Here is a 25,377-nt window from a genome sequence, read left to right as displayed (position 1 = left end):
CAGCACGAGAGCTTACTTAGTCAAATATTGAATATATTTATCTAATTGATTCCTTCTCTTCGGCTTCTAGAGGGAGCCCCAAGTCATCAATCCACTCACGGAGTTCTTGGCTGCTCTCCATCTTATCCAGTGCGGCACGACTGAACTCGTCGGTCGTTGCTGAACCAAGTCCCAAGAAGGCCATGACGGCGAAGAAGTCGAGGTCGAACACAACTCTAAATGAGTACCCAATTCTTTCCTCGGTCGTCAGGAAGTTTCGAGCCACCCTGCCCATCTCGTGAGCGAACGAAATGGCGAGCGAGTATCGGGACCAACGATCCCACTCGCGCTGATCCTTCTGGACGAGCATGTAGTTCGTCATCCGATCGGCGACTGATCCGCCATGAGTCACCTCCCCAAGCGCGTGTGACTCCACTTCCACCAGATCCTCATCGTCCGAGACTACCTCCACAATCTCCTCCTCAACCTTATCGAAATAGTACGCCCGGTCATCGTCCGTCACGCCCAGCAAAAGCCACGCGTAGTACTCATTCTCTTGGTCGAGTTTGCCGGCTTCCTGGGGGAAAATCTCTAGGTCCGACTCGGTCACCTCTTCATGGAATATCCAGGACTCCCGATTTTCTCGTACCGCTCGGAGCTCGCCCCGACCCTTGTCGGTGATTTCGTAGAGCCCACGTGTTATCTGCTCGACATACCCGCTTCGACCGAGGCGGACGAGAACTGTGTTCACGTCCCCTTTGTCTAATGCGGTTCTTTCGCGAATTAGGAGGGGGTTCGCCCTGCCCTCCCGCATCGTTTGGAGAACCTCGTAATCGCGCTCTTTGAGTTTCGCCATTTCTGGCTCTTGCTTACTCATACAGGCTACGTATGAATTGGGACTCCATAAGACTTTCTCCAAACTTACAATGTAAGATTTGTGGATGGCGGCACGAATAGGAAATGGAAGCGTGGAGAACGATTTGATAATCAGCCAATTAAGGCGAGAATAATTGAAATAATACAGCATATATTCTCTAGCAATTTGAATTTTTGTTATCTTTATCCCGACTTTGATGCGCTGTGTTGAATCCTCTCTCTATAGAACACGACCCACTGGCGTGGTCTGTTTAATTAAAACATCAGTGACGATGTTGGTCGCGTTGCAGCCACCAAATTGTAGCCCGAAAGCCCCACCCGGACCGCACCTCGGACCTCCCCAACCTCTTGCGCTGCTCGCTCCTGACGTCGCTCCGCTGCTCATCCCTCGCACGATGCCAGCGACCGGCTGCTCGCCTGTCACGGGGCTCGCAGCCAACGCCAGCGCGCGCCGGAGGGATTTGGGGTGTCGCGATCGGTGGATGCTCAATGGGGGGACTCCGGAAGGGGCCGACCGCTCGGCGGTTTAGGCGAAGTAAGCACCGCAGCCGACCGAAGGGAGGCAAGGAGCGAAGCGAGCGTAAACCGTCGAGCGGGAGGGGGCTTCCGTAGGCGGTTGCGGAAGAAACGGTACTGGCGATCGCACGAGAAAATCTGCTCACTCCCCGAACTCGTCCTGGATGGCCTGGCGATCGATCTTGGAGGGGCCGCTCGTCGGCAGCTCGTCCACGAACGCCAACGCTTTCGGAACCTCGAACCTGGCCAGCCGATCCGCCAAAAACTCCTCCAGCTCCCCGAGGTCGAAGGGCTCCCCACCCGCATCCCCAGCAGGCTCCACCACGGCCTTCCCGACGGTCCCCCAGGTCTCGTCGGGGATCCCGATCACGACCACGTCGCCGACGTCGGGGTGCTCCGCGATGGCGTCCTCGACGGCGGGCGGGTAGACGTTCTCGCCGCCGCTGACGAACATGTTCTTCTTGCGCCCCTCGATGTGGAAGAACCCGTCATCGTCGACGCGCGCGAGGTCGCCCGTCGAGACCCAGCGTCGGGTCTGATCCGCCGCGCCGCCGGGCGTATTCGCAGCCGCGCCGAACGCCGCTTCGGTCTCCTCGGGATTGCGCCAGTAACCCGCGGCTGCGTGCTGGCCGGCGAGTTCGAGTTCGCCGATCTCGCCGTCGGGCAGGGGCTCGCCGAGGTCGTCGACGACCCGCGCGTCGACGTGCATGGCGGGCTTGCCGACGCTCGCGACGCGCTCGCGGACCTGCCCCTCGGGCGCGTCGGCCCACCCCTCGGGCATCGCGAAGTTGTTGGGCCCACACTCCGTCAGCCCGTAGCCCTGCGAGAGGTCGACGCCGTCGTCGGCCGGAACCGGCCCGTCGCGCTCGCGCCACGCCCGGATGACGGACTCGCGACAGGGGCCGCCGCCGCTCTTGACGAACCGCAGGGTGGACAGATCCCGCTCCGCCCAGTCGTCGTGCGTGGCCATCATCCGCAGGACGGCGGGCACGGCCACCAGCAGCGTGGCGCCCTCCGACTCGATCTGCTCGAGCACTGCTCCCGGCTCGACCTCGCGGTCGATCACTATCGTGCCGCCCAGGTGGAACAGCGGGACCGTGATGACGTTCCAGCCGCCGGTGTGGAACGTCGGGAACACCATCGGCGTCACGTCGTCGGGGCGGAGGCCCCAGGACGCGATCGTGTTCAGCGAGTTCCACGCGATGGAGCCGTGGGTGATAATCGTCTCCTTTGGCGTCCCCGTCGAGCCGCCGGTGTGGAGCAGGAGGTGGGGATCGTCGAGCGCGACGTCCGCCGATTCGACCGGCGAATCGTCCGCGGGAAGCTCTTCGTGGTAGCGTTCCGCACCGATTGCCTCCAGCCCGTCCTCGCCAGAGCTTCCCTCCGCCGCATCGTCCGGCAGCCTGAGTACCGTCGGATCGACGTCGGCGTGCTCCAGCGCCTTCCCAACGAGCTCCGTGAAGGCCGCCTCGACGACGAGCAGTCTCGGTTCGACGAGCTCCAGCAGCTCCCCGAGCTCTCGCGAGGCCAATCTGTGGGACAGCGGCGCGAGCACGCCGCCGGTTTTCCCGGTCGCGAAGAAGAGATCGAACACCTCGACGCGGTTTCGAGAGATGACGGCGACCCGCTCGCCGCTTTCACCGTCCGACTCCTTCGCTTCCACGCCGTACTCGGCGAGCAAGCGCGCCGTCCGATTCGCCCGCCGGTCCAGCGCCGCGTAGGTGTAGCGCTCGCCCGTCGTGGCGTCGACGATCGCCTCCCTGTCGGGCGTGAGCGACGCCCGGCGGGCGCTCCAGTCGCCGACCCACTCGTAGGGGCGTGGGTTCCAGTTCATGGCGACTGCTGGATCGGATGTTCCGCCAGGTGGTCCCGCGTCACCGTCGCGACCCGATCGGGGTCCTCGATGAAGAACAGGTGCGGGCCGCCCTCCACGATCTCGAGGTCGCTGTCCGGGAGCTTCTCGTGGAGCAGCCGGCCGTTCTCGACGGGCACTACGCGGTCGGCGTCGCCGTGGAGGAGCTGGACCGGCAGTTCGATCTCGCCGACGCGGTCGCTGACGTCGAACGCCTGGACTGCGGCGGCCTGGGCGTTCCGCCCGGCCTCCGTCGCGTCGCCGGCCAGCCGCCAGTCGACGATCGATTCGACGAGATCGGGGTGGGCCTCGTAGAATCCCTCGGAGACGGCGGGCTCCATCCGATGTCTGATCGTCTCGCGCTCGTCGTACCCCTCCGGCACTGCCACGATCCGCTGGGCGGTCTCTTCCGGGATCGGCACGGACTCCTCGCCGCCGTGGCTGGTACAGAGCAGGGTGAGTGTTGCGGCGCGGTCGTACTCCAGCGCGTACTGCTGGGCGATCATCCCGCCCATGCTCGCGCCAACGAGGTGAGCGTGCTCGACACCGGCAGTGCCGTCGGCGGCGTCGACGTCCGCCAGGACTGCCTCGACGTCGGCCGCCATCTCGGCCATCGTGTAGGGCCCCTCGGGCACGTCCGAATCGCCGGTGCCGCGGTTGTCCGGCAGGATCACGCGGTAGTCCTCGGCGAGTCGCTCGCGCTGCCAGCGCCACATCCAGCGGCCGTAGCCCAGCCCCTCGATCAGGACGACGGGCTCGGCGTCGCTCGGCCCGTCGAGTTCGTAGTGGATCTCGACGTCGCCGTTGTGCGCAGTGGGCATGGGTGAAAGTGGGCCTCCTGTTCGATGTAATGGCGCGTTTGTATATCAACGGGGGCGGTGTAACGCCGGCCAGCCAATCGGTATTCCCTTCGGAATCGAGTCAGCTGGCGTTTCGCTCGGCTCGGGATTCGACGGCGCTCCGCTCGGCTTCGATCTGCTCGACGTACGCGTCCACGACCGTCCGGATGATCGTCTCGCCGGCCTCGGCGGTCGCCTTCCCGGGGTCGCCGAGCACGCCGTTCTCGGTGATCGCATCGAAGCCCTCGCCGAGGAGCCGTGCGGTGGAGAACTCGCCTTCAGGCCCGGATTCGATCGCCTCGGTCCTGACGAGCCCCTCGTCGATCGCGAGCACGATCGCCGTCTCCGCCGCCCCGGCGTGGATCACGTCTTGCTCGTAGTCGATCCCCGCCTCGTCGAGTCCGTCGTTGAGCAACTGCATGTGCTCCTCGAGGTCGGCGAGTGGAATCACGCTCGCGTCGATCTCCCGGGCGATCTCGGGCGCGACCGTTTTGACGGGACCGAAGTTCCCGCCGTGGGTCGGGACGAGGACGACGTGCTCGAACCCGTGCTCGTCGAGCGACCGGCAGTACCCCCGGATCACGTCCATCAGCGTCTCGGGCGGGACGGTGATCGTGCCGGGGAACGCCATGTGGTGGCCCGAACAGCCGGGACGGATCGTGGGCGCAGCCAGAGCGTCGCCAAGCGCTTCCGCGATCCGGCAGGCGAGTTCGTCGCCGTCGAGCGTGTCCATGTTCACGGGCAGGTGGGGCCCGTGCTGTTCGATCGAGCCGACGGCAACGATCGCCGTGTCCGTGCCGTCCTCGATCGCCGCTTCGATTGCTGGCGATACCATCTCCTCGAGACGTACTGACCTGCGAGAAGACACGGCGTCACGTTACCCGTACTGGAACGAATGCGTTGTGGAAGCGTGACACCGTCACTCATCCGGGCCGGCAATCCGTGAACCGGTCACAGGCCCGGCTCCGCCACTGGTTTATCACCGATGCATGCCTATCTGCATACATGTCCGACACCTCGATCCAGCTCTCCGTCGAGGCGAAGGAGCGTCTCGAGCGGCACAAACGGCCCGGCGAGAGCTTCGAGGACGTAATTTTGCGGTTAACGAGCGACGACAAGTGGGCTGGATTCGGCGCCCTCTCGGACGCGGACGGCGATCTGCAGGAGGGCATGGAGCGCGTCCGCGAGGAGATGCGAGAGGGGTTCGCACAGGACATCGAGGAGATGTCCTCCGGGGCAACGGATTCGATGGACGAGGTGGCGGTCGACGAAGACGGCCAAGAATCGGACGGCCACAGCTAATGCTTTTCCTCGACAACTCCCTGCTCAGCGACTACCTCACCGGGAGGGAGGCGGCACGATCCTTCCTCGACGACCGAACTGACGAGCCCTGGGCGACCTCGAGCATCGTCACGTTCGAGGCATATGCCGGTACGCTGCACGCGCAACACGAGATACCGTTCGAGTCGATCGAGAGCGCAATTTCACCGATGGTGGACGTACTGGACGTGACGGGGGCGACGGCGATGGAAGCCGCTCGCCTCCAGTCGAACCTAGTCGATCGCGGCGTTCCTGCCGAGCATCCCGACGTGTTGATCGCCGCAAACGCGAGCGAGAACGGGGCCACGTTCGCCACGGCTGATCGCTTCTTCTGGCAGGACGAGGTGCAAGACGTGCTTTCCGTCGCTGAATACCAACGCGATCTGTAACTCCCGCGTTATCGACGGGCACGTGGTCCCCGTCCCTGTCCGAAACCCGTGCGTTCAGTAGCCCCCGGGGGCAACCCTGTCGTATCCCACGGGGTTATTCATGACCGGCCACGACACCGGCACTCCTTTCGCACCGCACACGCCCGAAGAGACCGCGGCGATGCTCGACGCCGTCGGCGCAGACACCGTCGAGGACCTCTTCGACGTGCCCGAGTCCGTTCGCTTCGACGGCGAGTTCGACATCGCAGCTCGCGACGAGCGGGCCGTCAGGGCCGAGTTCACCGAGCAGCTCGACCGGAACGACGAGCTGGTCGAGTTCCTCGGCCGCGGGCACTACGACCACTACGTTCCATCGGCGGTCGAGCACCTCGCCGACCGCTCGGAGTTCCTCACGAGCTACACGCAGTACCAGCCCGAGGTCGCACAGGGGTTCCTGCAGGCGCTCTTCGAGTACCAGTCGATCGTCGTCGAGCTGACCGGCCTCGACGTCGCCAACTGCTCGCTCTACGACGCCGCCACGGCGCTGGGCGAGGCGGCGCTGCTCGCCAAGCGCGTTCGCGCGACCGATGGGAACGTGATTCTCGTCCCGGAGCTCTTGCGGACGGAGCGGCGGTCCGTCCTCGAGAACTACGTCGACGGCACCGACCTCGTCGTCGAGACGTACGATTCCGACGACGGGGCGGCGGACCTCGACGCCCTCCGCGAGCGCGTCGATTCGGACGTGACCATGATCTACGCGGAGTCGCCGACCGTCCGCGGAACGCTCGATCCCGGCCTGGCGACGATCGGCGACCTCGCCGAGGACCACGACGCGCTGTTCACGCTCGGCTCGGATCCGATCGCGCTCTCGGTGCTGGAGCGACCGTCCGTGCTCGGTGCCGACGTCGTCGTCGGCGACGCGAGCGTGCTCGGCCTTCCCGCGAGCTACGGGACCGGCCTCGGCCTGTTCGCCACGCGAGACGAGTTCCTCCGGCAGGTCCCCGGCAGACTCGTCGGGGCGAGCGAAGACGCGGACGGCCAGCGGGCCTACACGCTCACGCTCCAGACCCGCGAGCAGCACATCCGCAAGGAGCGTGCGACCTCCAACGTCTGTACGAATCAGGCGTGGGTCGCGCTCCGCTCGGCGATGCACGCGGTTTCCCTGGGCCCGGAGGGACTCGCCGAACTCGCCGGGACCTGTATCGACGCGCCGAAATCCCTGGCGAGCGCGGTCGATGCGATCGACGGCTATCGCGCACCTATCCACGACCGCCACCACTTCCGGGAGTTCCTGGTCGAGACGGAGCAGCCAGCGGATGCGATTGAATCGGCACTGCGCGAGGAGGGGTTCGCCGTGCATGTCGTCGGAGAGCATCGACTGCAGTTGTGTGTGACCGACACGAACCGCGAGCATTCGGGCGATCTGGTCGAGGCACTCGAGGTGATTCGATGAAATTTGATCAAGCACGCTGGAGTCGCGACGACGCGCCGGTGTACGAGCCGCTCCTCTCGGAGTCGGATGAGCGGACCGTCGACGTGGACGTTGACCTCCCGGACGAGCTCACCCGCAACGAGCTCACCTTGCCCGACCCGGCCGAACCCCAGCTCGCCCGGCACTACACCCGGCTCTCCGAGATGACCTACGGCGTCGAGCACGGGCCCTACCCGCTGGGCTCCTGTACGATGAAGTACAACCCCTGGTTCGTCGAGGACCTCGCGGCGGACCCGAACGCGCTCGTCCACCCCGACCGGCCGGACGAGTCGCTCCAGGGAATTCTCGCGGTCCAGCATCGGCTACAGGAGGATCTCGCAGCCATCGGCGGGATGGACGCGGTGACGCTCCAGCCACCCGCCGGCGCAGCGGGCGAGTTCGCGGGCATCCTAGTCGCCAAAGCCTACCACGAGGCCAACGGCGAGGACCGCTCGGAGGTCATCGTCCCCGACACTGCCCACGGGACGAACTTCGCCTCCGCGGCGATGGGCGGCTACGAAGTCGTCGAGCTTCCCAGCGGCGAGGACGGCCGCGTCGACGTCGACGCGCTCGAAGCAGCGCTCTCGGATGAGACAGCCGCGCTCATGCTCACCAATCCGAACACGCTCGGGCTGTTCGAGCGGGACATCGAGCGGATCGCCGACCTCGTCCACGACGTCGGCGGGCTGCTCTACTACGACGGCGCGAACCTCAACGCGCTGCTCGGCCGCGCTCGCCCCGGCGACATGGGGTTCGACGTGATGCACTACAACGTCCACAAGACGTTCGCGACGCCCCACGGCGGCGGTGGCCCCGGCGCTGGACCGGTCGGCGTCGCGGAGCGCCTCGCCGAGTTCCTGCCGGATCCGCACGTGCGGAAAACCGAGGAGAGCAGCGCCGACGGCGCCACGGATCGCCCACAGTTCGAGCGCTATACCCCCGCCAACTCCATCGGCAAGGTCCACGGCTACGAGGGCAACTGGCTCGTCCTGCTCAAGGCCGCCGCGTACATCGCCCGCCTCGGCGACGACGGCCTCTCCGACGCCAGCGCGAAGGCGGTGCTCAACGCGAACTACCTCGCGAGCCAGCTCCACTACGACGTGCCCTACGGCCCGTTCCACCACGAGTTCGTGGCCTCCGCGGGCCATCGCGACGCCGCGGAGGTCGCCAAGCGGATGCTCGACCACGGCGTCCATCCCCCGACGACGAAGTGGCCCGAGACCGTCCCCGAGGCGCTGATGACCGAGCCCACGGAGGTCGAATCGCGGGACTCGCTGGACCAGCTCGCGGCGGCCTTCGACGCGGTCCAGGCGGAGGACGACGAGACGCTCGCGAACGCGCCCCAGCGGACCGCAGCGAAGCGGATCGACCAGACCAGTGCGGCGCGATCCCCGCGACTGTGCTGGCAGGATCTCGACGGCGAGGAGTGAGCCACTGCCGCTCTGGAAGCAATCAGTCTCCTGTCCTGCGCCCTCGTACGCTCCGTCCCCAGCGACTGATTTTCGCTGCCATTTGGCGAATTTTTATGACTCCTGGCGACAAACGCTGACAACAACGGACGCCTCTCCCACCATGCCAATCCAACTCGACCCCGACGGCAACGACGATTCGCCGCCCGTGACGCCCGGAACGAACGCCCACGAGCTTCTCGAAGTGCTCGCTGACCACCCCGACATGGGCTTTGCCCCGAAGGAACTCGCGGAGTTGACCGAAGTTGCGTCGGGCAGCATCCACAAAACGCTCTCGCGACTGGAAGATCGTGGCCTCGTCCGGCAAATCGATTCCTACTGGGCGATCGCCGACGACGTCGCAGCCTCGCGACTCGCGAACGTGGTCAGCCTGTCCGCCATCGAAGACACGTACGGTGACGACGCCTACGGTGAAGACGACGAGTGGGCCGAGAGCGTGCCGGATCTCGGAGAGCCCGGATAGCTACGCATGACGTACTCCCAGGGAAGCGTCGTACTCGCTCCAGCGACGTTCAAGAGTGGGCTCCGTCCGTATCTCGTCGTCTCGAACGCGAATCGACCGTTTCAGGGCGATCGATACACGGTGGCAGTCGTCACGTCGACTGAGCGTGCCCCTGCGATCCCGATTACTGAAACCGGATTGCGTGCGGGTGAGCTGAAGACGTACCCCAGCTACGTGAGTCCGTGGTCCTTGCACGTGTTTCCACATCGGGATATCTCGAAACGAGTCGCGCACGTGGACCCGTCCATCGTCGCGGACGTTTCCGATCAGATCCGGGCATTCACGGAGGTACTCTCGTAGATGGCTGGCCCGTGCGTGCTACGGTCGGTTCTCCGGGAGGTGTTGCCTCGCAGCCTTTCCACGAGCGAACCGTGTCACGTGACGGGCTGGCGACGACTCGCACCAGCAGCGTCGAATCGATCACTGCTTGACGAGCCGTTAGTTCCGCCGCCGGTCCAATGCCCAGGTGACCACCGTCGCCCCGGTGGCGGCCGCGATCCCCATCCAGAGCGACGGCCAGAGGTCGGCGCCGATGAGCACGATCCGCGTCAGGATCACCGCGACTGCGACGAGGACGAAGAGGACCGGCAGCGATCGGTTCGGGGCGGGGGCGGCGACCGGGAGGGGCATCGAGGTCGATTTCGCCCGCCCCTCCTATCCAGGTTTCGCCGCGTCGCAGCTCGTGCGACTCGCTCCGCGGCGGTGCGGTCCAGCGATCACCACTCGACGTAGGCGAGATACGCCGCTGACTCGTACTCGAGGAGCCAGGTTCCGTAGAAATCGTCCTCGTTCAGCCCCTCGTGTTGGTGGATGCGGTCGACGACCGACTGGAACGCGTCGTCGTCATCGAAGTACGCCCCGTCGATGGCCTCCTCGACGACGGACCGTTCGTCGTCGGAGAGCCCCTCGAGCGCGAACAGGTACTGGTCCCGGAGCTGTTGGGCGAACGCTTCGACGCTGGGCGCGATCTGGGTCACCTCGTAGCGGTACTCGGGCAGGGACTCGGTCTCGGCGGAGACGTGCACCCGATACCGATCCGCACCGTCGACGATCACGTCGTACTGCTGGTCGGGAACGAACACGGACTGGTTCCCCAGCTCCGCCGCGGTTCCCCACTCGTCGGTCACGTCGACGCCGTCGCTCCGCGACTGCGGCTCCGGCGTGAGGAGTGGGTCGAGCCGGTGGCGATCCACTGCCGGGAGCGCCTCGACGGCGATCTCGCCGCGCTCCGGCGTCGCGTCCGCCGGGTCGAAGTCGAAGCCGAGGTCGTAGACGGTGACGTTGCTGCTGCCGACTCGGTGCTCCGAGACGTCGTACACTGCGCCGTCGACCCGGACGGTGCTGGTGCGCCGGAACCGCTCGCCTCGTCCGGTTAGCGTCGTCGATCCGTCCTCGCCGGCCGCCCCGACGATGACTGCTTCTTCGGATCCCGGTTCGGCGGCCATCGACGCCTCGTCGGCGAGTTCGTCCGGCGTCGCTTCGGTCAGATCGAGCACGACTGCTGGATGGGCACAGCCTGCGGCGGCGACCGAACAGAGGGCTGCTCCGCTCGCGAGGAACTGGCGGCGTTGCATACGACCGTTCGATCCACGGACCGGATGAATGCCTTCTGGAGCGCTTCGCGACGAGAAACTGGTGCCGGCCGGGTCTCGCCGACCGCTGTTAAATCGTGGCGAATATGGCGGCCATTTTAGCAAGATATAGATAATCGCACCGCCTTCAGTTGTTACATGGCAGTCGTCTCCGTCTCGATGCCCGACGAATTGCTCGATCGCCTCGACGAGTTCGCGGATGAACACGGCTACACCGGCCGGAGCGAGGTCGTCCGGGAGGCGAGTCGCAACCTGCTGGGCGAGTTCGAGGACGCCTCCCTCGAGGACAAGGAGCTGATGGGCGTCGTCACCGTCGTCTTCGACTACGAGACCACGAGCGTCGAACAGCGCATGACCGAGCTGCGCCACGAACACGAACACCTCGTCGCCTCGAACTTCCACTCCCACGTCGCCGAGCGGTACTGCATGGAGCTGTTCGTGCTGGAGGGCACGCTTCCGGAGATTTCGACGTTCGTGGGGAAGGTCCGGGCGACGAGAGACACGCTCTCGGTGGACTACTCCGTCCACCCGATCGAGGAGTTCTCGCAGACGCTGGAGGCCGCGGAAGAGGCGTCCGAGGACTGAGACCAGCTGGTCTGCCGCCCCAATTATATATCCGATCGCCCGTAAGGTGTCTTCATGGCAGCCGACGCGGTCATCGACGGCGTGGACACGGGGGGAATGCACGAGTACCTCCTGGACACGCCCGTCGTCTACGCCGTCTGCTTCGGATCCAGCGTTCGGGGAGATTCTACGTCCACGTCGGACGTCGACGTCGCGTTGCAGTTCCCCGACGAGCTGGACGACCGGGAACGATTCGACGCGCGCAACCGGATCGATGCCGAACTACAGTCGTACGCTGAGCGCTTCGTCGACGTAAGCGACGTCGAGCGATTACCGGTCAGAATCGCGGCCAGAGCACTCCGGGACGGTCGAGTGCTCTACGGCGACGAGGACCTGGCAGCGGACGATCGGAAGCGATTCGAGGAGCAGGTGGCGGCCGACGCGGACGATCGGAAACGGCAACGCCGCGACGTCATCGACCGACTTGCAGAGGGCAGTTCCTGATGGTCGACGAGGAGATCTTCGTCACGAAACTGGAGCACATCGACGAGTTCGTCACGGATCTCGAGGAGATGCGTGGGATGTCGCGAGCAGCGTACTCCGCCGACACCGTCGTCCAACGAGCCGTAGAGCGGACGCTGATGAATCTCGTTCAGGCGTGTATCGACGTTGCAGGGCACGTCCGGCGTGCCGAGGAACTTGGCGCCGCTGACACCTCGAAAGCGGAGATCGACAGGCTACGAACTGCAGGAATTGTTACCGAGGAGACAGGATCGAAACTCAAGGAGGCAATCGGTTTTCGCAACGTCCTCGCCCATCGATACGGCGAGGTCGACCACGACCTCGTTTTCGACGTGTTGCACGAGGACCTCCACTGGTTCGAGCGATTCGAACGGGAACTCGCGACCTGGTACCGACGTGAACGCGACGTATAGCTGGTCGTTCTCCTACTCGTGTAGCTTCTCCCCTCGATGCAACCGCGTCGCGATCGAGAAGGTCTGCTCGGCCTCGCGTCGCGTCGGGAAGTGGGCGGCCTGGTAGCGGGCGACGGCGACGAGCGCGCGGCGCCGCTCCGCCGGGCTCGCAGCTCTGTGGAACTGCCGCCACCCGGCCTCGTAGTTCTGGAGCGTGTGGAAGCCGGCGTCCTCCCGGAGGAGGGTCTCCCCGAGCGTCGTCCAGACGTCCCCGGGATCGTCGGCTCCGGCGAGCCACTCGACGGCGGCACGGCCAGCGTCGTTGACCTGGCCCTCGCGATCCATGGCGTCGATCAGATCGTCGCGGAGTTGAGCTGGATCCCCGTCTCCGTCAGGCTCGGGGATCGGCGCCGGCGGACTGTTGAGGAAGCGATCGAGGTAGACGTTCATCGCGGCGTCGAAGACGCCCCGGTAGAGCTCCTGGATCTCGGTGCGGAGGGCCGCCTCCCGCACCGCGTTCGCGTAGGTGAACGTGTGGTGGACCGTGTTCCAGTCGGAGAACTCGTTGGAGGTGCCAAACTGCGCGACGCGGGTGGCCGCGGCGTCGGCGACGGGCGCCGCGAGGTCGCTGGGCGTCGCGCCCTCGCGGATCCCCGCCTCGAGGGCGTCGACGATCGCCTGGGGATCCTCCGAGAGCAGGGTCTCGCGGACCTCCTCGTCGGGGGTCCAGCGCCAGCCGTCGGCCCCGTCTGCGCGGTCCCGCCGATCGCTGCGGACGGATTCGCCGGCTGCCGCCGCGTCGTCGAGGTCCTCGAAGGCGTCGAAACACATCGCCGCGACGTCGATCGGCTGGCGCCACTGTGAGAGCTCCTCGCTGCGCGTCGCGTCGGTGAGCCGGGGCACGAGGCTCGCGAGCACCGGCGCGGGATCGGCCCACTGGGTGCGGTCGAGCGCCTCGATCGCCTTGTTGATCATGTCGAGGCTGTGACCCGAGTCGAGGTACAGGTGGTCCGTGGCCGCGCCGAACAGCATCCGCTCGATCGTCTCCCGGCCGTGATCGCCCTCGACGGCATCCTGGCGAGTTCGCGAGCCAGGGCTCGTCGAGCTTCGCTCGACGGCGGTCCGGAGACAGCGCTCCGCGCCGTCGCGATCGCGGACCTCGACGGCGTCCCGGAACCAGCGAACGAGCCGGTCGGGGTCGACGTCGGCGTCGAACGCCGGCTGGGAGAAGTTCGGCGGCTCGCCGGCACAGTCGCTCGCGACGTGGCGGAGGCCGGTGTAGAGCGCGCGGCGCGGGTCGTGCCCCTCCAGCGTCGGGAGGACGTTCCCCATCGCGGCGAGGATCGTCAGCCCGGAGCTCCAGCCGTCCTCGCGGTAGCGTGCCCCGAACCCGAGCCCGCGTTCGAGTGGCCCCTGGTCGGCGACTCCAGCGACGTCGAGGCCGATGACCGACTTCGCGATCACGAGCCGGAGGTTCTCCTCGAGACCGGTCTCGAGACGGTTTCGCCAGCGTTCCTCGGGTGGGAGGTCCGATTCGGGTTCCGGCCGGACGAAGACCCGGCCGTCCTCGATCTTCGTGGGGTAGCTCGCCACGTCGTCTGCCCAGGGGTCGAAGGTGTCGCCACAGGAAAGTTCGAAGCGGGCGTGGTGCCAGTGACAGGTCAGGATGCCGTCGTCGACGCTGCCCTCGATCAGCGGGAACCCCATGTGCGGACAGGCGTTGTCGACAGCGTGGACCTCGCCGTCGTGGTGGAACAGGGCGATCGGCGTGCCCTCCGCGGCGGCGATCGCGGCGCCGTCGTCCTCGAGTGTCTGGAGATCGGTGGCCTCGACGAACCCCTCGGGCGGGTCGGCCGGTGTGTCGTCGGTTGCCATGCGTACCCGTAGCGCACTCGGCGGGAAGAACGTTCCCTGAACGCGGTTTTTGTAAGCCCGTCGGACATCTGTGGCGACACTGGGCCCGCGTTCGGACGTGGTACCCACTCGGCCACCACTTCCACCCCGCTGTCGGGAGCTTTTTCTCGTCACGCGCGTTCGACCCCCGTAGATGGAGCTGGAGGCGATCCCCGGCGTCGGCGCGAAGACGGCCGAGTCGCTGGCCGAGCTCGACGACCCCGAGCGAGCGCTCCGGGAGGGCGACGTCGCCCGGCTCTCCGAAGCACCGGGTGTCTCGCCGGGTCGCGCGGCGCGAATCGCCCGCGGCGCGATCAGGGCCGAGCACGACGATCCCGGTGGGTTCCTCGGGACCGACCGCACGCGCGAGATTCACCAGGAGCTGCTCGGGCTCCTCCAGGAGCGGACCGTCACCGACTACGCCGCACACCGGCTGGAGACGTTCTACCCCTCGCCCGCCGCCTCGCGGATCGAGGAGGCCCGCGCGATCGCGAGTGCCGCGATGGAGCGAGAGCCCGACGAGGCGGTGCTCGAAGCGCTGGAGGGCGTGGCGCCGCTGTCGGCGCCCTCGGACGTCCGCGTCCGGGATCGCTGCCTCGCGACGACCGACGCTGAGCGCTACTCGGAGGCCAACGACGCCATCCCGGAGGTCACCGTCGAGGTCGTCGACGACGCCCGCGGCCTCGCGGAGCTTGCCCGGGGCTATGCGACCGTCGTCGCGCTCGACGAGTCCTTCGCTGGCGTGGACGTCGACGGCGACGTGCGGGTCGAACCGGACGCGCTTGAGCGCCCACAGGACGTGGTGCCGGAACGGGCGCTTTCCTTCTTCGCTGCGAATCGCGAGTCGCTGCGGGCCGCGGCGGCGGTCCACCGCGCCGCCGATCTGGACGCGCAATTGGACCTCGACGCGCTCGAGGACGCCCTCGACCGGCTGGGCGAGGACGGCGAGCCCGTCGGCGACGAGGAGCTCCAGCGGCTCCAGACGGCGCTCGACGATCTCGACACGACGGTCTCGACCGCCGAGAGCGTGGCGACGGACCACCTCCGGGACACCCTCCGCGAGCGCGAGGTCTCCGTCGAGGGCGCGGACCTGCTCTCGCTGGTCGAACAGGGTGCCGGCGTCGACTCGATCCTCGACCGGGAGCTCGCCGACGAGCACGCCGAGGCGGTCGAGGCTGCCCGCGAGCACCTGATCGACGCGCTCGAACTCGAGGGTACCGAGGCCGAGCACGCTCGGCGGATCATTCCGGAGGAGCCCGCCTTCCCCGTCGAGCGCAACGACGACGAACTCTCGCGATTGCGGGAGTCCCTCCGCGCGGACGCCGAGCGCCGCGCGGCCGAACGCAAGCGGGAGCTGGCCGACGACCTCGCGGGGATGCGCGAGGACGCCCGTGCGCTCGTGCGGGCGGCACTGGAACTCGACGTCGAGCTGGCGATCGCGCGGTTTGCAGCGGATTTCGAGTGTACGATGCCGACGTTCGCGGATCCAGCACTGACGCCCGAGGGGGAGGCGGTTCCTGACCCGCCCGACGGGATAGCCGCCGATGCGTCGGGCTGGATCGCCATCGAGGGCGGCCGCTCGCCACTGCTCGACGAACCGCCCGAGGCCATCGAGCCCGTCGACTACGCCGTCGGCGGCGTCGCGCTCCTCTCCGGGGTCAACAGCGGCGGGAAGACGTCGACGCTGGACCTCGTGGCCGCGACCGTCACGCTCGCCCAGATGGGGCTGCCGGTGCCCGCCGACGACGTGACGCTCACGCGCTTTGACGCCCTGCACTACCACGCCAAGACCCAGGGCACGCTCGACGCCGGCGCGTTCGAGGCGACCGTCCGGGAGTTCGGCGACCTGGCGTCGGGGGGCGACGGCGCGCTCGTGCTCGTCGACGAGCTCGAGTCGATCACGGAGCCGGGGGCCTCGGCGAAGATCGTCGCCGGGGTGCTGGAGGCGCTCGACGACCGCGGGGCGACGGGGATCTTCGTCTCACATCTGGCCGGCGAGATCGCGGAAACGGCCGCCTTCGACGTGACCGTCGACGGGATCCAGGCCGAGGGGCTGGAGGACGGCGAGCTGGTCGTGGACCGCTCGCCACGGAAGGATCACCTCGCTCGGTCGACGCCGGAGCTGATCGTCGAGAAGCTGGCGGAGGAGCAGGGCGAGGACTTCTACGAGGACCTGCTCGCGAAGTTTTGACGAATAGGTAGGTTGATCTCGCGTCGGCAGAGCAACCGTTCGGCCTGTGCACCCCGAAAGCCCCAGAGCGCTCGGTACACCGTCGATCAAAGATCGACGGGCCCTCGCTCGTTCCACTCGCGAGGACACCGTCGGAGCAAGCTCCGACGAGGTCACACTCGCTTCGCTCGTGTGACTCCCGGGCCTCGCTGCGCGCTTCCCTCCCTCGCTACGCTCAGTCGGTCCAGTGCTTATTCCGAAAGGCTCGCTTCGCTCACCTTTCGACGTTCGCCTCACGCTGTTCGGCTCACCTTCGCCCGGGGACAGCCGAGTCGCCCTGCCCCTTTCGAAGTCCCACCCGACAGCACCTCGTACCTCCCCAACCTCTTGCGCTGCTCACGTGGCTTCGCTCGTTGCGCTGCTCATCCCTCGCACGCTAGTCGGCGAGTGGCCGCTTGCCCGGAAGCGGGCTCGCGGCCATCGCAAGCGCGCGCCGGAGGGATCCCCGGGGTTTCGCGATAGGTGGAAAATCCACGGGGTGGGACCCCGGAAGGAGCCGACCGCTCGCGTCCTCCGACGAAGTAAGCACTGCAGCGAGCGAACGGAGTGAGCGAGTGAAGCGCGTAGCGAGTCAGAGGTCGCGAGCGGGAGGGGGCTTCCGTAAGCAGTTGCTGTCGCCGGTCTACCAACATCTGCGGTCCCGAACCGATTCCTGCGATCCCGCCACTTCGACAGCAATCCAGCGTTCAGTGGCGGTTCCTTTTTGTCGTACGGGCGTCTCGCCACTGTCGAATGGAGTTCGAGTGGCAGGGAGCCGTCGTCGAGGAGCGCGGGGGAGCCGGGCCGCCGGAGCCCGATTCGTGGGAGCGGGTCGAGGTGCCTGGCCGTCCCACGTCGCTGGCGGGGGCCGACCGCGTGGCGTACCGGACCCGCTTCGCGGACCCACGCGAGTCCGACGTCGAGCGCGGGCTCCTCACGATCGAGGACGTCTACGCGAGCGCGACGGTCTACCTGAACGGCCAGCAGCTCGTGCGCGGCGACTGGGCCGCGCCGATCCGCGCGCCGTTCGAGCCGATGGAAGAGAACGAACTGCTGGTGGTCTGCCACGCCGCCGAAGACCGCTTCGGCGGGGTGGAGGACACGGACGCGGTGCCGGCACGGGCGCGGGTGCCGTCGATCCGCGGCGGAGTGGCGGTCGAGGCGGTGCCGCCGGTGTACGTCCACGACCTGACGGTGATGGGGGACACGAGAACCGGGGAGCGAAGCGCCTCGAACGCTGGCTCGGACGATCGCCAGAACGGCGAGGAGCCGACGATCGAGGTCTCGGCGCTGATCGACGCCGCGAGTCCGATCGACGACAAGCTCACCATCTCCGTGCGCCCGGAGGGGTTCCGTGGCGGCGGCACGATGGAGCGTACGGACGTGACGGCCGACGCGGGCGAGCGGGTGCAGGTCGAGGGTTCGCTGCAGGTCGGCAACGAGCGCCGGTGGTGGCCCGCCGAGCTGGGCGAGCAGCCCCGCTACACCGTCCGGGCGAAGCTCGACGCTCACGAGCGGACGGCGACGACGGGATTGATCGACGTCGAGCGCGAGGGCGGCGACCTCTTCCTGAACGGTCACCGGCACCGTCCCCGCGGCGTGACGGTGCCGCCGACGGCGGATCCCGAGACCGTCGTCGAGCAGGCCCAGGCCGCGAACGCCACGCTCGTCCGGGCGCGATCGCACGTCCCGCCCAAGCGCCTCGCCGAGGCCTGCGACCGGGCCGGCCTGCTCTACTGGCAGGACCTCCCGATCGTGGGGCCCGGCGACATCGACGTCGAGCGCGGGCGCAACGTCGCGCGGGCGCTCGCGGCCTCGCGCGGGAACCACCCGAGTCTCGTCTGCTGGGGCGTCCACGACAGCCCCGTCGACCCCTACGGCACCGGCATCGGGAGTGGCGCCCTCGACAAGCTGAAGTTCCGCTGGCGGGCGTGGCGTTCGAGCTACGACGCAGCGGGTGCGGAGGCACTGGCGGGATCCTTACCGTCCGACGCGGTCGTCTTCCCGGTCACCGGTCCGCCGGGGACCGATGCGGATGCCGTCCACGCCTACCCCGGCTGGCGGTACCTCGACGCGACCGACGTCGAGTGGCTGCTGGAGCAGTACCCCGAGGTCGGCGACGTGGTCGGCGGGTTCGGCGCGGGCTCGCTCGCCCGTCCGGGCGACGGAACCGCAGCCGGGATAGATCGCGACGCCCTCTCCGCTGCCGAGCGGGGCGATCCCGGACGGAGCCAGCGTACGCAGGCCCGGACGGTCCGCACGGTGCTCGACGCGCTCCGTCGGGCGGGCGTCGGCACGATCGTCCTCGATTCGCTGGTGGACGCCGACGTCGCCGGCGGGATGGGCGTCCTGACCGCCGAGGGCGAGCGCAAGCCCGCCTTCCAGTCGGTCGCGAGCGGGTTCCAGCCGCTCCAGGCGGTGCTCGACGGGCCACCGGTGCGGGGCTCCGCCGTCGGGATCACGGTCTGTAACGACACGGACACGGCGCGCTCCGGCGAACTGGCGTGGACCGCCGGCGGCCGAAACGGCGCGACGGACGTCTCCGTGGGCGCGTTCGAACGCGCGGCCGCTGGCGAGGTGTCCCTGCCGAACACGGCCGACCGCCTGACGCTGGAGCTGCGACTCGACGCCGGCACGGTGACGAACTCCTACGACCTCACGATCTGGTGAGAGCAGCTGGGCGTCGGTTCGCCCGCTCGCTCCCGAACTGTCGGCGAGCCCGGGCAGACCGTGCCGCGACAGCCCGGCGTCTGGCCGCCGTCGGGGTCGTCGATTCGCTTTCTCGCGGGAATCGTCGCTTCCGACGGGAAACGAACAGGTCCGTGGACCACTGACCACGTCCTTCCCAACCGTGTGTTGGCCTAACACGGCAGTAGCAGGCCCGTGCTAGCCGTTTTCACGCGAATCCACCGGTACCTTTACAAATGGGCAGGTGAAAGATGTGGGTACCCAGAACGTCACTGGAGTCGGTGGTATCGCCCGCGGAAGAACGACACGAACTATTGTGGCGGGTCGTCAGCTTCCGGAGCGACGCCATCTCCCAGTGCAGTATGGCACAGAGGCACGATTGAACACATGGCAGACGTAGACACACTCGACGACGCGGATAACATCGAACTCACCGACGAGGACCTCGAGTCCGAGTCGAAGGGCGAACTGATCAAACGAGCCGGTCAGCTGCGAGACCGGCGCAACGAACTCAACCAGATGGCTTCCGAGCGGGCCGGCAAGCGGGACGACCTCAACGCCGCGACCCGCGAGAAGGTCGACGAGGCCCAGGAACACCGCGAGAAGCGGGACGAGCTCAACGAACTGGTCCAGTCCCACAAGGAACAGCGCAACGAGCTCAACGCGGAGGCCAACGAGCTCTTCGACGAGGTCGACGACGAGAAGGAGGACCTCGAACTTGAGGACGGCAAGAGCCTCGACACGCTCGAGGAGGAGATCGAGGACCTCGAGTTCAAGCAGCAGACCGAGGTGCTCAGCTCCGAGGACGAGCGCGAGCTCATCGAGCAGATCGAGGAGAAGCGGGAGGAGTACCAGTCCCGCAAGGAGAAGCTCGACAACTCCGGCGACCTCGAGGGGCTCAAGGAGGAGGCCGAGGAGGTCCGCTCAGAAGCTTCCAAGCACCACCGCAAGGTGACGTCCCTCGCGGACGAGGCCCAGGAGCACCACAACGAGATGATCGAGGCCTACCGGGAGGCCGACGACATCCGTGACGAGGCCGACGAGATGCACGAGCTCTTCGTCGAGGCCCAGGAGGCCGCCGACCGCCACCACGAAGACTTCGTGCGCGTCCAGAAGCGCCTGCGCGAGCTCGACAAGGAGGAAGAGGAAGAGCGCAAGACCGAGCGCCAGGAGAAGAAGGAGGACGCCAAGGAGGAGGCCGAGGAGATCTACCAGAAGTTCAAGGACGGCGAGACCCTCGACACCGAGGACCTGATGAAGCTCCAGAAGACGGGGCTGCTCTAAAGACGATCGCGTAATCTGCGGTTTCTCACGTTTTCCACTCTCGTGTAGCGACTGCTGGGATCTGAAGTCAGAATATATGGGTGTCCGAAAGCCCCAGGGCGCTCGGAATCCCGGGGTTCGCTGCGCGCTTCGCTCGGTCGTACCTCCCTCACTGCAGTGCTTGCTTCACCCGGGGACAGCCGACCGCTCTGCCCCTTTCGATGTCCCACCCGACTGCATCCTCAACCCTCCCCAACCTCCTCCCTCGCTTCGCTCGGTCGTCCCTCGCACGCTACGCGGGTGCTGACGCACCCGCGAAACGCGCGCCACCGCGCTTTCCCACCGGTGTTTGGCCAGTCTACGCAAACCTGTGGGTGGGGCTCCGGAAGGGGCCGACCGGTCGTGGATTGTAACGACGTAAGCACGGCTGAGCGTAGCGAAGCCGCGCGCAACGAGTTAGAATCCGCGAGCGGGAGGGGGCTTCCGTATACAGAAATCGCAGTTCAGAAACCGCAGCTTCCTCGTTCAGACTTCGAATTCGATAGCGGCGCCCTGGCCGAAGCCGACGCAGAGCGTCGCCAGCCCGCGGCCGCCGCCGCGCTTCTCCAGTGCGTGGAGCAGCGTCACGGGCAGCCGGGCACCCGAGGCACCGAGCGGATGGCCGACCGCGATCGCGCCGCCGTTGACGTTGAACTGCTCGGGGTCGATCCCGAGCTCGTCCCGGGCGTAGAGCGTCTGGCTCGCGAACGCCTCGTTGAGCTCCACGAGGTCGTACTCCTCGATCGACCGGCCGTTGCGCTCGAGCAGCCCCTCCGTCGCGGGGACGGGCCCGATCCCCATGACGCGGGGATCGACGCCGGCGACGTTGTTCGCGCCGACGGTGGCCATGATCTCGAGGTCGTGCTCCTCGGCGAACGCCTCGCTCGTGACGAGCGTCGCCGCCGCGCCGTCGCTGACCTGCGAGGCATTACCGGGCGTCACTGTCCCGTCGCTTTTGAACACAGTCGGCAGTCCGGCGAGCGTCTCGAGGTCGGTGTCCCGGCGGATTCCCTCGTCCTCCTCGACGGTCCCCGCCTCGGTCTCGATGGGGACGAGCTCGTCGTCGAAACGGCCCTCGTCCGTGGCGGCAGCGGCGCGCCGATGGCTCTCCAGGGCGTACTCGTCCTGGGCCTCCCGGGACACCTCGTAGCGGTCGGCGACTTCCTCGGCGGTCATCCCCATCTGGAGCTCGCCGATGTTGTAGAGTTCGGCGAGTCGCGGGTGGACGTTGTGGGTGTTCTCGCCCATCGCCACGCGGCTCATCGACTCGACGCCACCGGCGATGACGGCGTCGCGGTTGCCCGCTGCGACGGCGTCCGCCGCCGAGATCACGGCCTGCATGGAGGAGGCACACCAGCGGTTGATCGTCGTCGCGGGGACGGACTCGCCCAGCTCCGAGAGGAGGGCGATCACGCGCGCGAGGTTGTTGCCCTGCTCGCCGCGCTGCTGTGCACAACCCCACATCAGGTCGTCGATCTGCTCGCCCTCGAGCCCGGTCTCCGCGAGGATCTCGTCGATCAGCGGTACCGAGAGGTCCTCGCTGCGGACGTCGGCGAAGACGCCGTCTTCCTTGCCCTGCGGCGTGCGATACGCGCGAACGATTACGGGTGTCGGCCCTGCCATACTCGGACGCACGCCCGCAAGCGTGTTAAAGCCTCACAAACGCTCGACTCGTCGCGCGGAGTTGCCGCGCCGCTGGCTGCGCGCTTACGCGAACGGAGGAAGCGAGGCCAAGTGCGTGCCCGGCCGCCTCAGGCCAGTTCCAGCAGCGCCAGCAGGATCTGGGGAACGGCCAGCAGCACGATTCCGAGGACGATCAGTCCGATCGGCACCAGGATCGTCACGTCCACGAACAGCCAGACGCCGATCCCGGCGAGAATGGCGATGATGCCGACGATTCTGAGGAGCCACGCGAACGCCTCTTCGAGCCCCGAATCGGCCAGTACGTCCGCGACCTCGAGGATCTCGTCCATCGTGTCCGGTGACTGGCGACGCGATCCCTATACGTCTTGTGTACGCACGTCTCGGCCGTCTGGCCCGCCGTCGCTCCACCCGATCGCGCGACTTTTCCCGCTGCCACCGCTCTCCTCGGCCATGAGCGATCTCGATCCCGAGACCTTCGACGAGCGAAAGTACGTCGAGGACTTCCCGAAGCTCCAGCGCGCCTACAAGAACGCCTTCGAGACGATGAACGACGCCTACGACTCCGAGCTGGTCCACGCGATCGACCAGCAGGTGCTCGCCGAGAGCGAGCCATTCTACGAGGGCGACGGCGAGTTCCGGATCGAGCTGCCCGAGGACCCCTACGATCGCCTCGAGGGCGCGCTCGTCGACGAGACGAAATTCGAAAAGACGCTCGAGGTGTATCTCGAGGAGCTGGAATCCGAGATCGCGCGGACGTTCTCGGTGCAGTAGCTGGCACTTGGCGCGCCGTTCGCTGGTACCCGGCGGGCCGTTCGCTGGTGCTCGATGGTCCGTCCTTCCCAGACAGAAACCCCGCTTCAGCCGTCCATCCCGAACCGGCGGTGGCGCAACTGCGGCGTCACCTGGATCCGGTCGATGGACTGGCCGGTGCGGTCCCACACGAACGCCGCCCGGGTGAACAGCTCGCGACACTCGATGCGAACCTCGCGAGCGTTCCCACCGCTCCGCTCGGCGACGTCCTCGATCGCGTCGCGCGTGAACAGCGTCTGGTCCTGGCCGTCGTAGCGTTCGCCACGCATGTAGGCCAGGGACCGCTCGACGTACTCCTCGACGGCGTCGGCGTCGAAGGGCTCGATCCCCTCGTAGTAGCGCAGCCGGGAGTCGAGCGTGCCCCGGAGGTTCGCGATCCGATCCTTCCCCTCCGGCGTCCCGAGCAGGAACAGCCGGACGCCGGCGTCGCCCGCGGTCTGGAGCGGCGACAGGAGTTCGGCGGGGAGCACCTCGATCTCGTCGACGATCAGGAGCGGGCGCCTGTCGTCGGCCCGGATCTCCTCGGCCATCTGGCGGACCGCCTGTCTGGCCTCGTCGGTGGCCCACGGGATGCCGTCGCGTGCCTGCGTGAACTGCGCGGTATCGAGCTCGTAGCCGGCCTCGTAGGCGGCTTCGAGCATCTCGCCGTAGAGCTGGCGCGGCGTGGTGTCGCGGGGGTTCTCGACGTGTGCGACGACGAAGTCGTCGTGGGCCCGCAGGTCGCGTAGCGCCACCTCGCGGAAGGCGGTCTTACCCGTCCCGTAGGGCGATACCAGCCCGATGTGCTGGTCCTGGAGCAGCCAGCTCGTCACCTGGTTGAGGAGGACCTCGTCGTGGCGCACGTACAGCGCGGAGGGCATCTCGTCCTGGGCGGCCTCCTCCGTGAAGGGCAGCTCCGAGACGTCGTCGATCTCGCCGCCGAGCGCCCGGCCGAAGGAGAGCAGCCGGTTCTCGACGACGTCGAGCTGGTCGGCGATGACGCCGTCGCTTTCGCCGGTTCCGCGCTCCTCGGATTCCTCCCGACGGGCGCGGATTCGCTCGACGACGTCGCCGATCCGCTCGCCGGGTTGCTCGTCTGCGCCGGGAGCGGACGAATCGTTCGACACGTGACGGTGCTGGCGTTCGAGGGCGTTAGCTCTTTTGCCCGCGCCGGTGGCTTCGTTTCGCGTCGGATCCCCCTCACGGAACGGACCGGCGTGGGCCCGGCGTGGCCGCACTGAAGCACCCGCCGATCGGCTCAAACTGCCCGGAAGACCAGTTGTCCGTCCCGCTCCTCGCGCACGATTTCGCCCCGTTCGACGAGCACGTCGAGGTGTCCCAGCGCCTCGCTCATCCCCGGGAAGTAGTCGATGACCGCGAGATCGGGGAACAGTCCACGCATGACCTCGACCGCCGTCGTGGCGTCGTCGACGATCTCCAGCACCTCGTCGGTTCGCTCCTCGTGGCGTTGGAGGATCTCGTCGATCCGGCTCGGCGGATCCGCGATCGGCTCGCCGTGGCCGGGGAGCAGCCGATCGTGACCGGCGGCGCGGAGTCGCTCCAGCGACTCGTTGAACGCGGGGAGCTGTCGCGAGCGCAGGTCGTCGAGGTCGGCGAGCCCGTCGTGCTCCGGCACGGCGGTCGCGTCGCCATCGCGGGGCGGCGGCTGGAGGAACGGGTTCGGCGTCGTGTCCGGGAGCACGTGGTCGCCGACGATGGCGGTGAACTCGCTCCCGGTGCTCGCGGTCTCGTTCGATTCCCCTCCGTCCTCGCCGCTGGCTGCTGCCGCGCCGCCGAACTCCTCCCACTCGAAGGCGAGTTCGACCTCGGAGTGGCCGACGAGCTCCCGGACCGTGACGTCGACGTCGGTCGCCTGCCGTTCGGTCCCGCCGGTGGCGCCCACGTCCTCGATCGTCACGACGTCGCCGTCGGCGAGCTCCCGATCGACCGCCGTCGAGGGCGCGTACTCCACGAACGCCTCGGGGAGCTGCGTCACGGTCTGGGTCGTCTCGGGGGCCATCCCGTGGGCCTCGAACAGCGCCGAGAAGTAGGACTGCTCGTAGTCGAGGTGGCCCTCGAAGTCCCGCAGGATCCCGGCCGAGGCCGGGCTCGTCAGCACGTCCGCGCCGTGATCGCGGAGGTGGCTCGCGAGCCCGAAGTGATCCGGATGCGGGTGGGTGATCAGCACCTGCTCCACGTCGTCGAGTGCGAGGTCGTTCGCCGCGAGCCCCTCGGTCAGGGCCGCCAGCGCGTCCTCGCTCTCGGGGCCGGGATCGACGACCGTCCGCCCGGCGAGGTACGTGTTGACGGGCCCGACCTGGAACGGCGTCGGGATCGCAAGCCGCTCGAACATAGCTGCAGTCCGGTCGCCACGACCTAATGCGTTCGTGAACGGGCGATGCTACAGTGACCGGTTGATTCGTCGCCGTCCTCGACTGGGCGAACCTGGCGGCAGCACCGCCGGCCTACAATCTGGCGAACGCGGAGTCGCTCCTGCTCACCCCGGACCGCGATCCCGCCGAGCGCGACGACCGGGCCGCCGAGCACCGCGCGTTCGTTCGAGCGTATCTGTAGCGATCGCAGACGGGCG

At 67.4% G+C, this 25,377-nt stretch carries 24 protein-coding genes; 13 read left to right on the top strand and 11 right to left on the bottom strand.

Annotated elements, in window-relative coordinates; all coding sequences use genetic code 11:
• Positions 1-37: 37 nt before the first annotated feature.
• The 4 genes from ACZ5KP_RS07925 to ACZ5KP_RS07910 form a co-directional block, all read right to left on the bottom strand.
• Entirely contained in the window at positions 38-856 is an 819-nt protein-coding gene (locus tag ACZ5KP_RS07925) for a hypothetical protein (protein ID WP_460922759.1), read from the bottom strand.
• 657 nt (positions 857-1,513) lie between these two features.
• Positions 1,514-3,205 (bottom strand): AMP-binding protein, encoded by a 1,692-nt coding sequence (locus ACZ5KP_RS07920; protein ID WP_460922762.1) that lies wholly within the window; start codon positions 3,203-3,205, stop codon positions 1,514-1,516.
• Positions 3,202-4,044: an alpha/beta fold hydrolase gene (locus ACZ5KP_RS07915; protein WP_460922765.1), complete on the bottom strand. Its 843-nt coding sequence runs from the start codon at positions 4,042-4,044 to the stop codon at positions 3,202-3,204. The genes ACZ5KP_RS07920 and ACZ5KP_RS07915 overlap by 4 nt, the downstream gene beginning before the upstream one ends.
• Positions 4,045-4,144: 100 nt before the next feature.
• Positions 4,145-4,930 carry a creatininase family protein gene (locus ACZ5KP_RS07910; protein WP_460922768.1) on the bottom strand — a complete coding sequence of 262 codons (786 nt, stop codon included), beginning with the start codon at positions 4,928-4,930 and terminating at the stop codon, positions 4,145-4,147.
• A gap of 137 nt (positions 4,931-5,067) precedes the next feature.
• Here ACZ5KP_RS07910 and ACZ5KP_RS07905 point away from each other — a divergent pair, with 137 nt between their 5' ends.
• The 6 genes from ACZ5KP_RS07905 to ACZ5KP_RS07880 all read left to right on the top strand — a co-directional run bounded on the left by ACZ5KP_RS07905 (position 5,068) and on the right by ACZ5KP_RS07880 (position 9,492).
• Entirely contained in the window at positions 5,068-5,364 is a 297-nt protein-coding gene (locus ACZ5KP_RS07905; RefSeq protein WP_460922771.1) for an antitoxin VapB family protein, read from the top strand.
• Complete coding sequence (locus tag ACZ5KP_RS07900; RefSeq protein ID WP_460922774.1) at positions 5,364-5,771, top strand: PIN domain-containing protein; 408 nt, start codon at positions 5,364-5,366, stop codon at positions 5,769-5,771. Before ACZ5KP_RS07905 ends, ACZ5KP_RS07900 begins: the two co-directional genes overlap by 1 nt.
• 100 nt (positions 5,772-5,871) lie before the next feature.
• On the top strand, positions 5,872-7,203 hold the full coding sequence (gcvPA, locus tag ACZ5KP_RS07895) for an aminomethyl-transferring glycine dehydrogenase subunit GcvPA (protein WP_460922776.1): 1,332 nt from the start codon (positions 5,872-5,874) through the stop codon (positions 7,201-7,203).
• Positions 7,200-8,651 carry an aminomethyl-transferring glycine dehydrogenase subunit GcvPB gene (gcvPB, locus tag ACZ5KP_RS07890; protein ID WP_460922780.1) on the top strand — a complete coding sequence of 484 codons (1,452 nt, stop codon included), beginning with the start codon at positions 7,200-7,202 and terminating at the stop codon, positions 8,649-8,651. The genes gcvPA and gcvPB overlap by 4 nt, the downstream gene beginning before the upstream one ends.
• Positions 8,652-8,793: 142 nt before the next feature.
• On the top strand, positions 8,794-9,153 hold the full coding sequence (locus ACZ5KP_RS07885) for a MarR family transcriptional regulator (protein ID WP_460922783.1): 360 nt from the start codon (positions 8,794-8,796) through the stop codon (positions 9,151-9,153).
• 6 nt (positions 9,154-9,159) lie between these two features.
• Positions 9,160-9,492: a type II toxin-antitoxin system PemK/MazF family toxin gene (locus ACZ5KP_RS07880; RefSeq protein WP_460922786.1), complete on the top strand. Its 333-nt coding sequence runs from the start codon at positions 9,160-9,162 to the stop codon at positions 9,490-9,492.
• A gap of 138 nt (positions 9,493-9,630) precedes the next feature.
• On the opposite strand, the gene ACZ5KP_RS07875 is transcribed toward ACZ5KP_RS07880, so the two are convergent.
• Both ACZ5KP_RS07875 and ACZ5KP_RS07870 read right to left on the bottom strand, forming a co-directional pair.
• Positions 9,631-9,822 (bottom strand): hypothetical protein, encoded by a 192-nt coding sequence (locus ACZ5KP_RS07875; protein WP_460922789.1) that lies wholly within the window; start codon positions 9,820-9,822, stop codon positions 9,631-9,633.
• An 86-nt stretch (positions 9,823-9,908) separates the two neighbouring features.
• Positions 9,909-10,766, bottom strand: a complete 858-nt coding sequence (locus tag ACZ5KP_RS07870) for a hypothetical protein (protein ID WP_460922792.1) — start codon at positions 10,764-10,766, stop codon at positions 9,909-9,911.
• Positions 10,767-10,922: 156 nt separating this feature from the next.
• On the opposite strand from ACZ5KP_RS07870, the gene nikR reads away from it, so the two are divergent.
• From nikR to hepT, 3 genes are read left to right on the top strand one after another with little or no spacing between them, the layout of a single operon-like run.
• A complete protein-coding gene (gene nikR / locus ACZ5KP_RS07865; protein ID WP_460922795.1) occupies positions 10,923-11,369 on the top strand; it encodes a nickel-responsive transcriptional regulator NikR in 447 nt (148 codons plus the stop codon).
• Between the two features lie 54 nt (positions 11,370-11,423).
• Positions 11,424-11,852, top strand: coding sequence for a type VII toxin-antitoxin system MntA family adenylyltransferase antitoxin (mntA, locus tag ACZ5KP_RS07860; protein ID WP_460922798.1), 429 nt, complete (start codon positions 11,424-11,426; stop codon positions 11,850-11,852).
• A complete protein-coding gene (hepT, locus tag ACZ5KP_RS07855) occupies positions 11,852-12,283 on the top strand; it encodes a type VII toxin-antitoxin system HepT family RNase toxin (RefSeq protein WP_460922801.1) in 432 nt (143 codons plus the stop codon). Before mntA ends, hepT begins: the two co-directional genes overlap by 1 nt.
• A gap of 12 nt (positions 12,284-12,295) precedes the next feature.
• Here hepT and ACZ5KP_RS07850 read toward each other — a convergent pair whose 3' ends face one another.
• A complete protein-coding gene (locus tag ACZ5KP_RS07850; protein WP_460922804.1) occupies positions 12,296-14,137 on the bottom strand; it encodes a Rieske (2Fe-2S) protein in 1,842 nt (613 codons plus the stop codon).
• Between the two features lie 172 nt (positions 14,138-14,309).
• On the opposite strand from ACZ5KP_RS07850, the gene ACZ5KP_RS07845 reads away from it, so the two are divergent.
• The 3 genes from ACZ5KP_RS07845 to ACZ5KP_RS07835 all read left to right on the top strand — a co-directional run bounded on the left by ACZ5KP_RS07845 (position 14,310) and on the right by ACZ5KP_RS07835 (position 20,336).
• The gene (locus tag ACZ5KP_RS07845; RefSeq protein ID WP_460922807.1) at positions 14,310-16,346 is read left to right on the top strand and encodes a helix-hairpin-helix domain-containing protein; all 2,037 of its coding nucleotides are present in this window, start codon (positions 14,310-14,312) and stop codon (positions 16,344-16,346) included.
• Positions 16,347-17,117: 771 nt separating this feature from the next.
• Positions 17,118-19,034, top strand: coding sequence for a glycoside hydrolase family 2 protein (locus tag ACZ5KP_RS07840; RefSeq protein ID WP_460922810.1), 1,917 nt, complete (start codon positions 17,118-17,120; stop codon positions 19,032-19,034).
• A gap of 405 nt (positions 19,035-19,439) precedes the next feature.
• A complete protein-coding gene (locus ACZ5KP_RS07835) occupies positions 19,440-20,336 on the top strand; it encodes a coiled-coil protein (RefSeq protein ID WP_460922814.1) in 897 nt (298 codons plus the stop codon).
• A gap of 504 nt (positions 20,337-20,840) precedes the next feature.
• Here ACZ5KP_RS07835 and ACZ5KP_RS07830 read toward each other — a convergent pair.
• Positions 20,841-21,977 (bottom strand): thiolase family protein, encoded by a 1,137-nt coding sequence (locus tag ACZ5KP_RS07830; protein ID WP_460922817.1) that lies wholly within the window; start codon positions 21,975-21,977, stop codon positions 20,841-20,843.
• Between the two features lie 128 nt (positions 21,978-22,105).
• Complete coding sequence (locus tag ACZ5KP_RS07825; protein ID WP_460922821.1) at positions 22,106-22,327, bottom strand: hypothetical protein; 222 nt, start codon at positions 22,325-22,327, stop codon at positions 22,106-22,108.
• A 121-nt stretch (positions 22,328-22,448) separates the two neighbouring features.
• Here ACZ5KP_RS07825 and ACZ5KP_RS07820 point away from each other — a divergent pair, with 121 nt between their 5' ends.
• Entirely contained in the window at positions 22,449-22,769 is a 321-nt protein-coding gene (locus tag ACZ5KP_RS07820; protein WP_460922823.1) for a DUF5783 family protein, read from the top strand.
• 86 nt (positions 22,770-22,855) lie between these two features.
• On the opposite strand, the gene ACZ5KP_RS07815 is transcribed toward ACZ5KP_RS07820, so the two are convergent.
• Both ACZ5KP_RS07815 and ACZ5KP_RS07810 read right to left on the bottom strand, forming a co-directional pair.
• Positions 22,856-23,863 carry an AAA family ATPase gene (locus ACZ5KP_RS07815; RefSeq protein ID WP_460923434.1) on the bottom strand — a complete coding sequence of 336 codons (1,008 nt, stop codon included), beginning with the start codon at positions 23,861-23,863 and terminating at the stop codon, positions 22,856-22,858.
• Between the two features lie 182 nt (positions 23,864-24,045).
• The gene (locus ACZ5KP_RS07810) at positions 24,046-25,140 is read right to left on the bottom strand and encodes an MBL fold metallo-hydrolase (RefSeq protein ID WP_460922826.1); all 1,095 of its coding nucleotides are present in this window, start codon (positions 25,138-25,140) and stop codon (positions 24,046-24,048) included.
• Positions 25,141-25,377 lie beyond the last annotated feature (237 nt).

Source organism: Salinarchaeum chitinilyticum (assembly GCF_055390775.1).
Note: the sequence above shows the minus strand (reverse complement) of the source record. Positions and strands in the feature narration are given on the sequence as shown.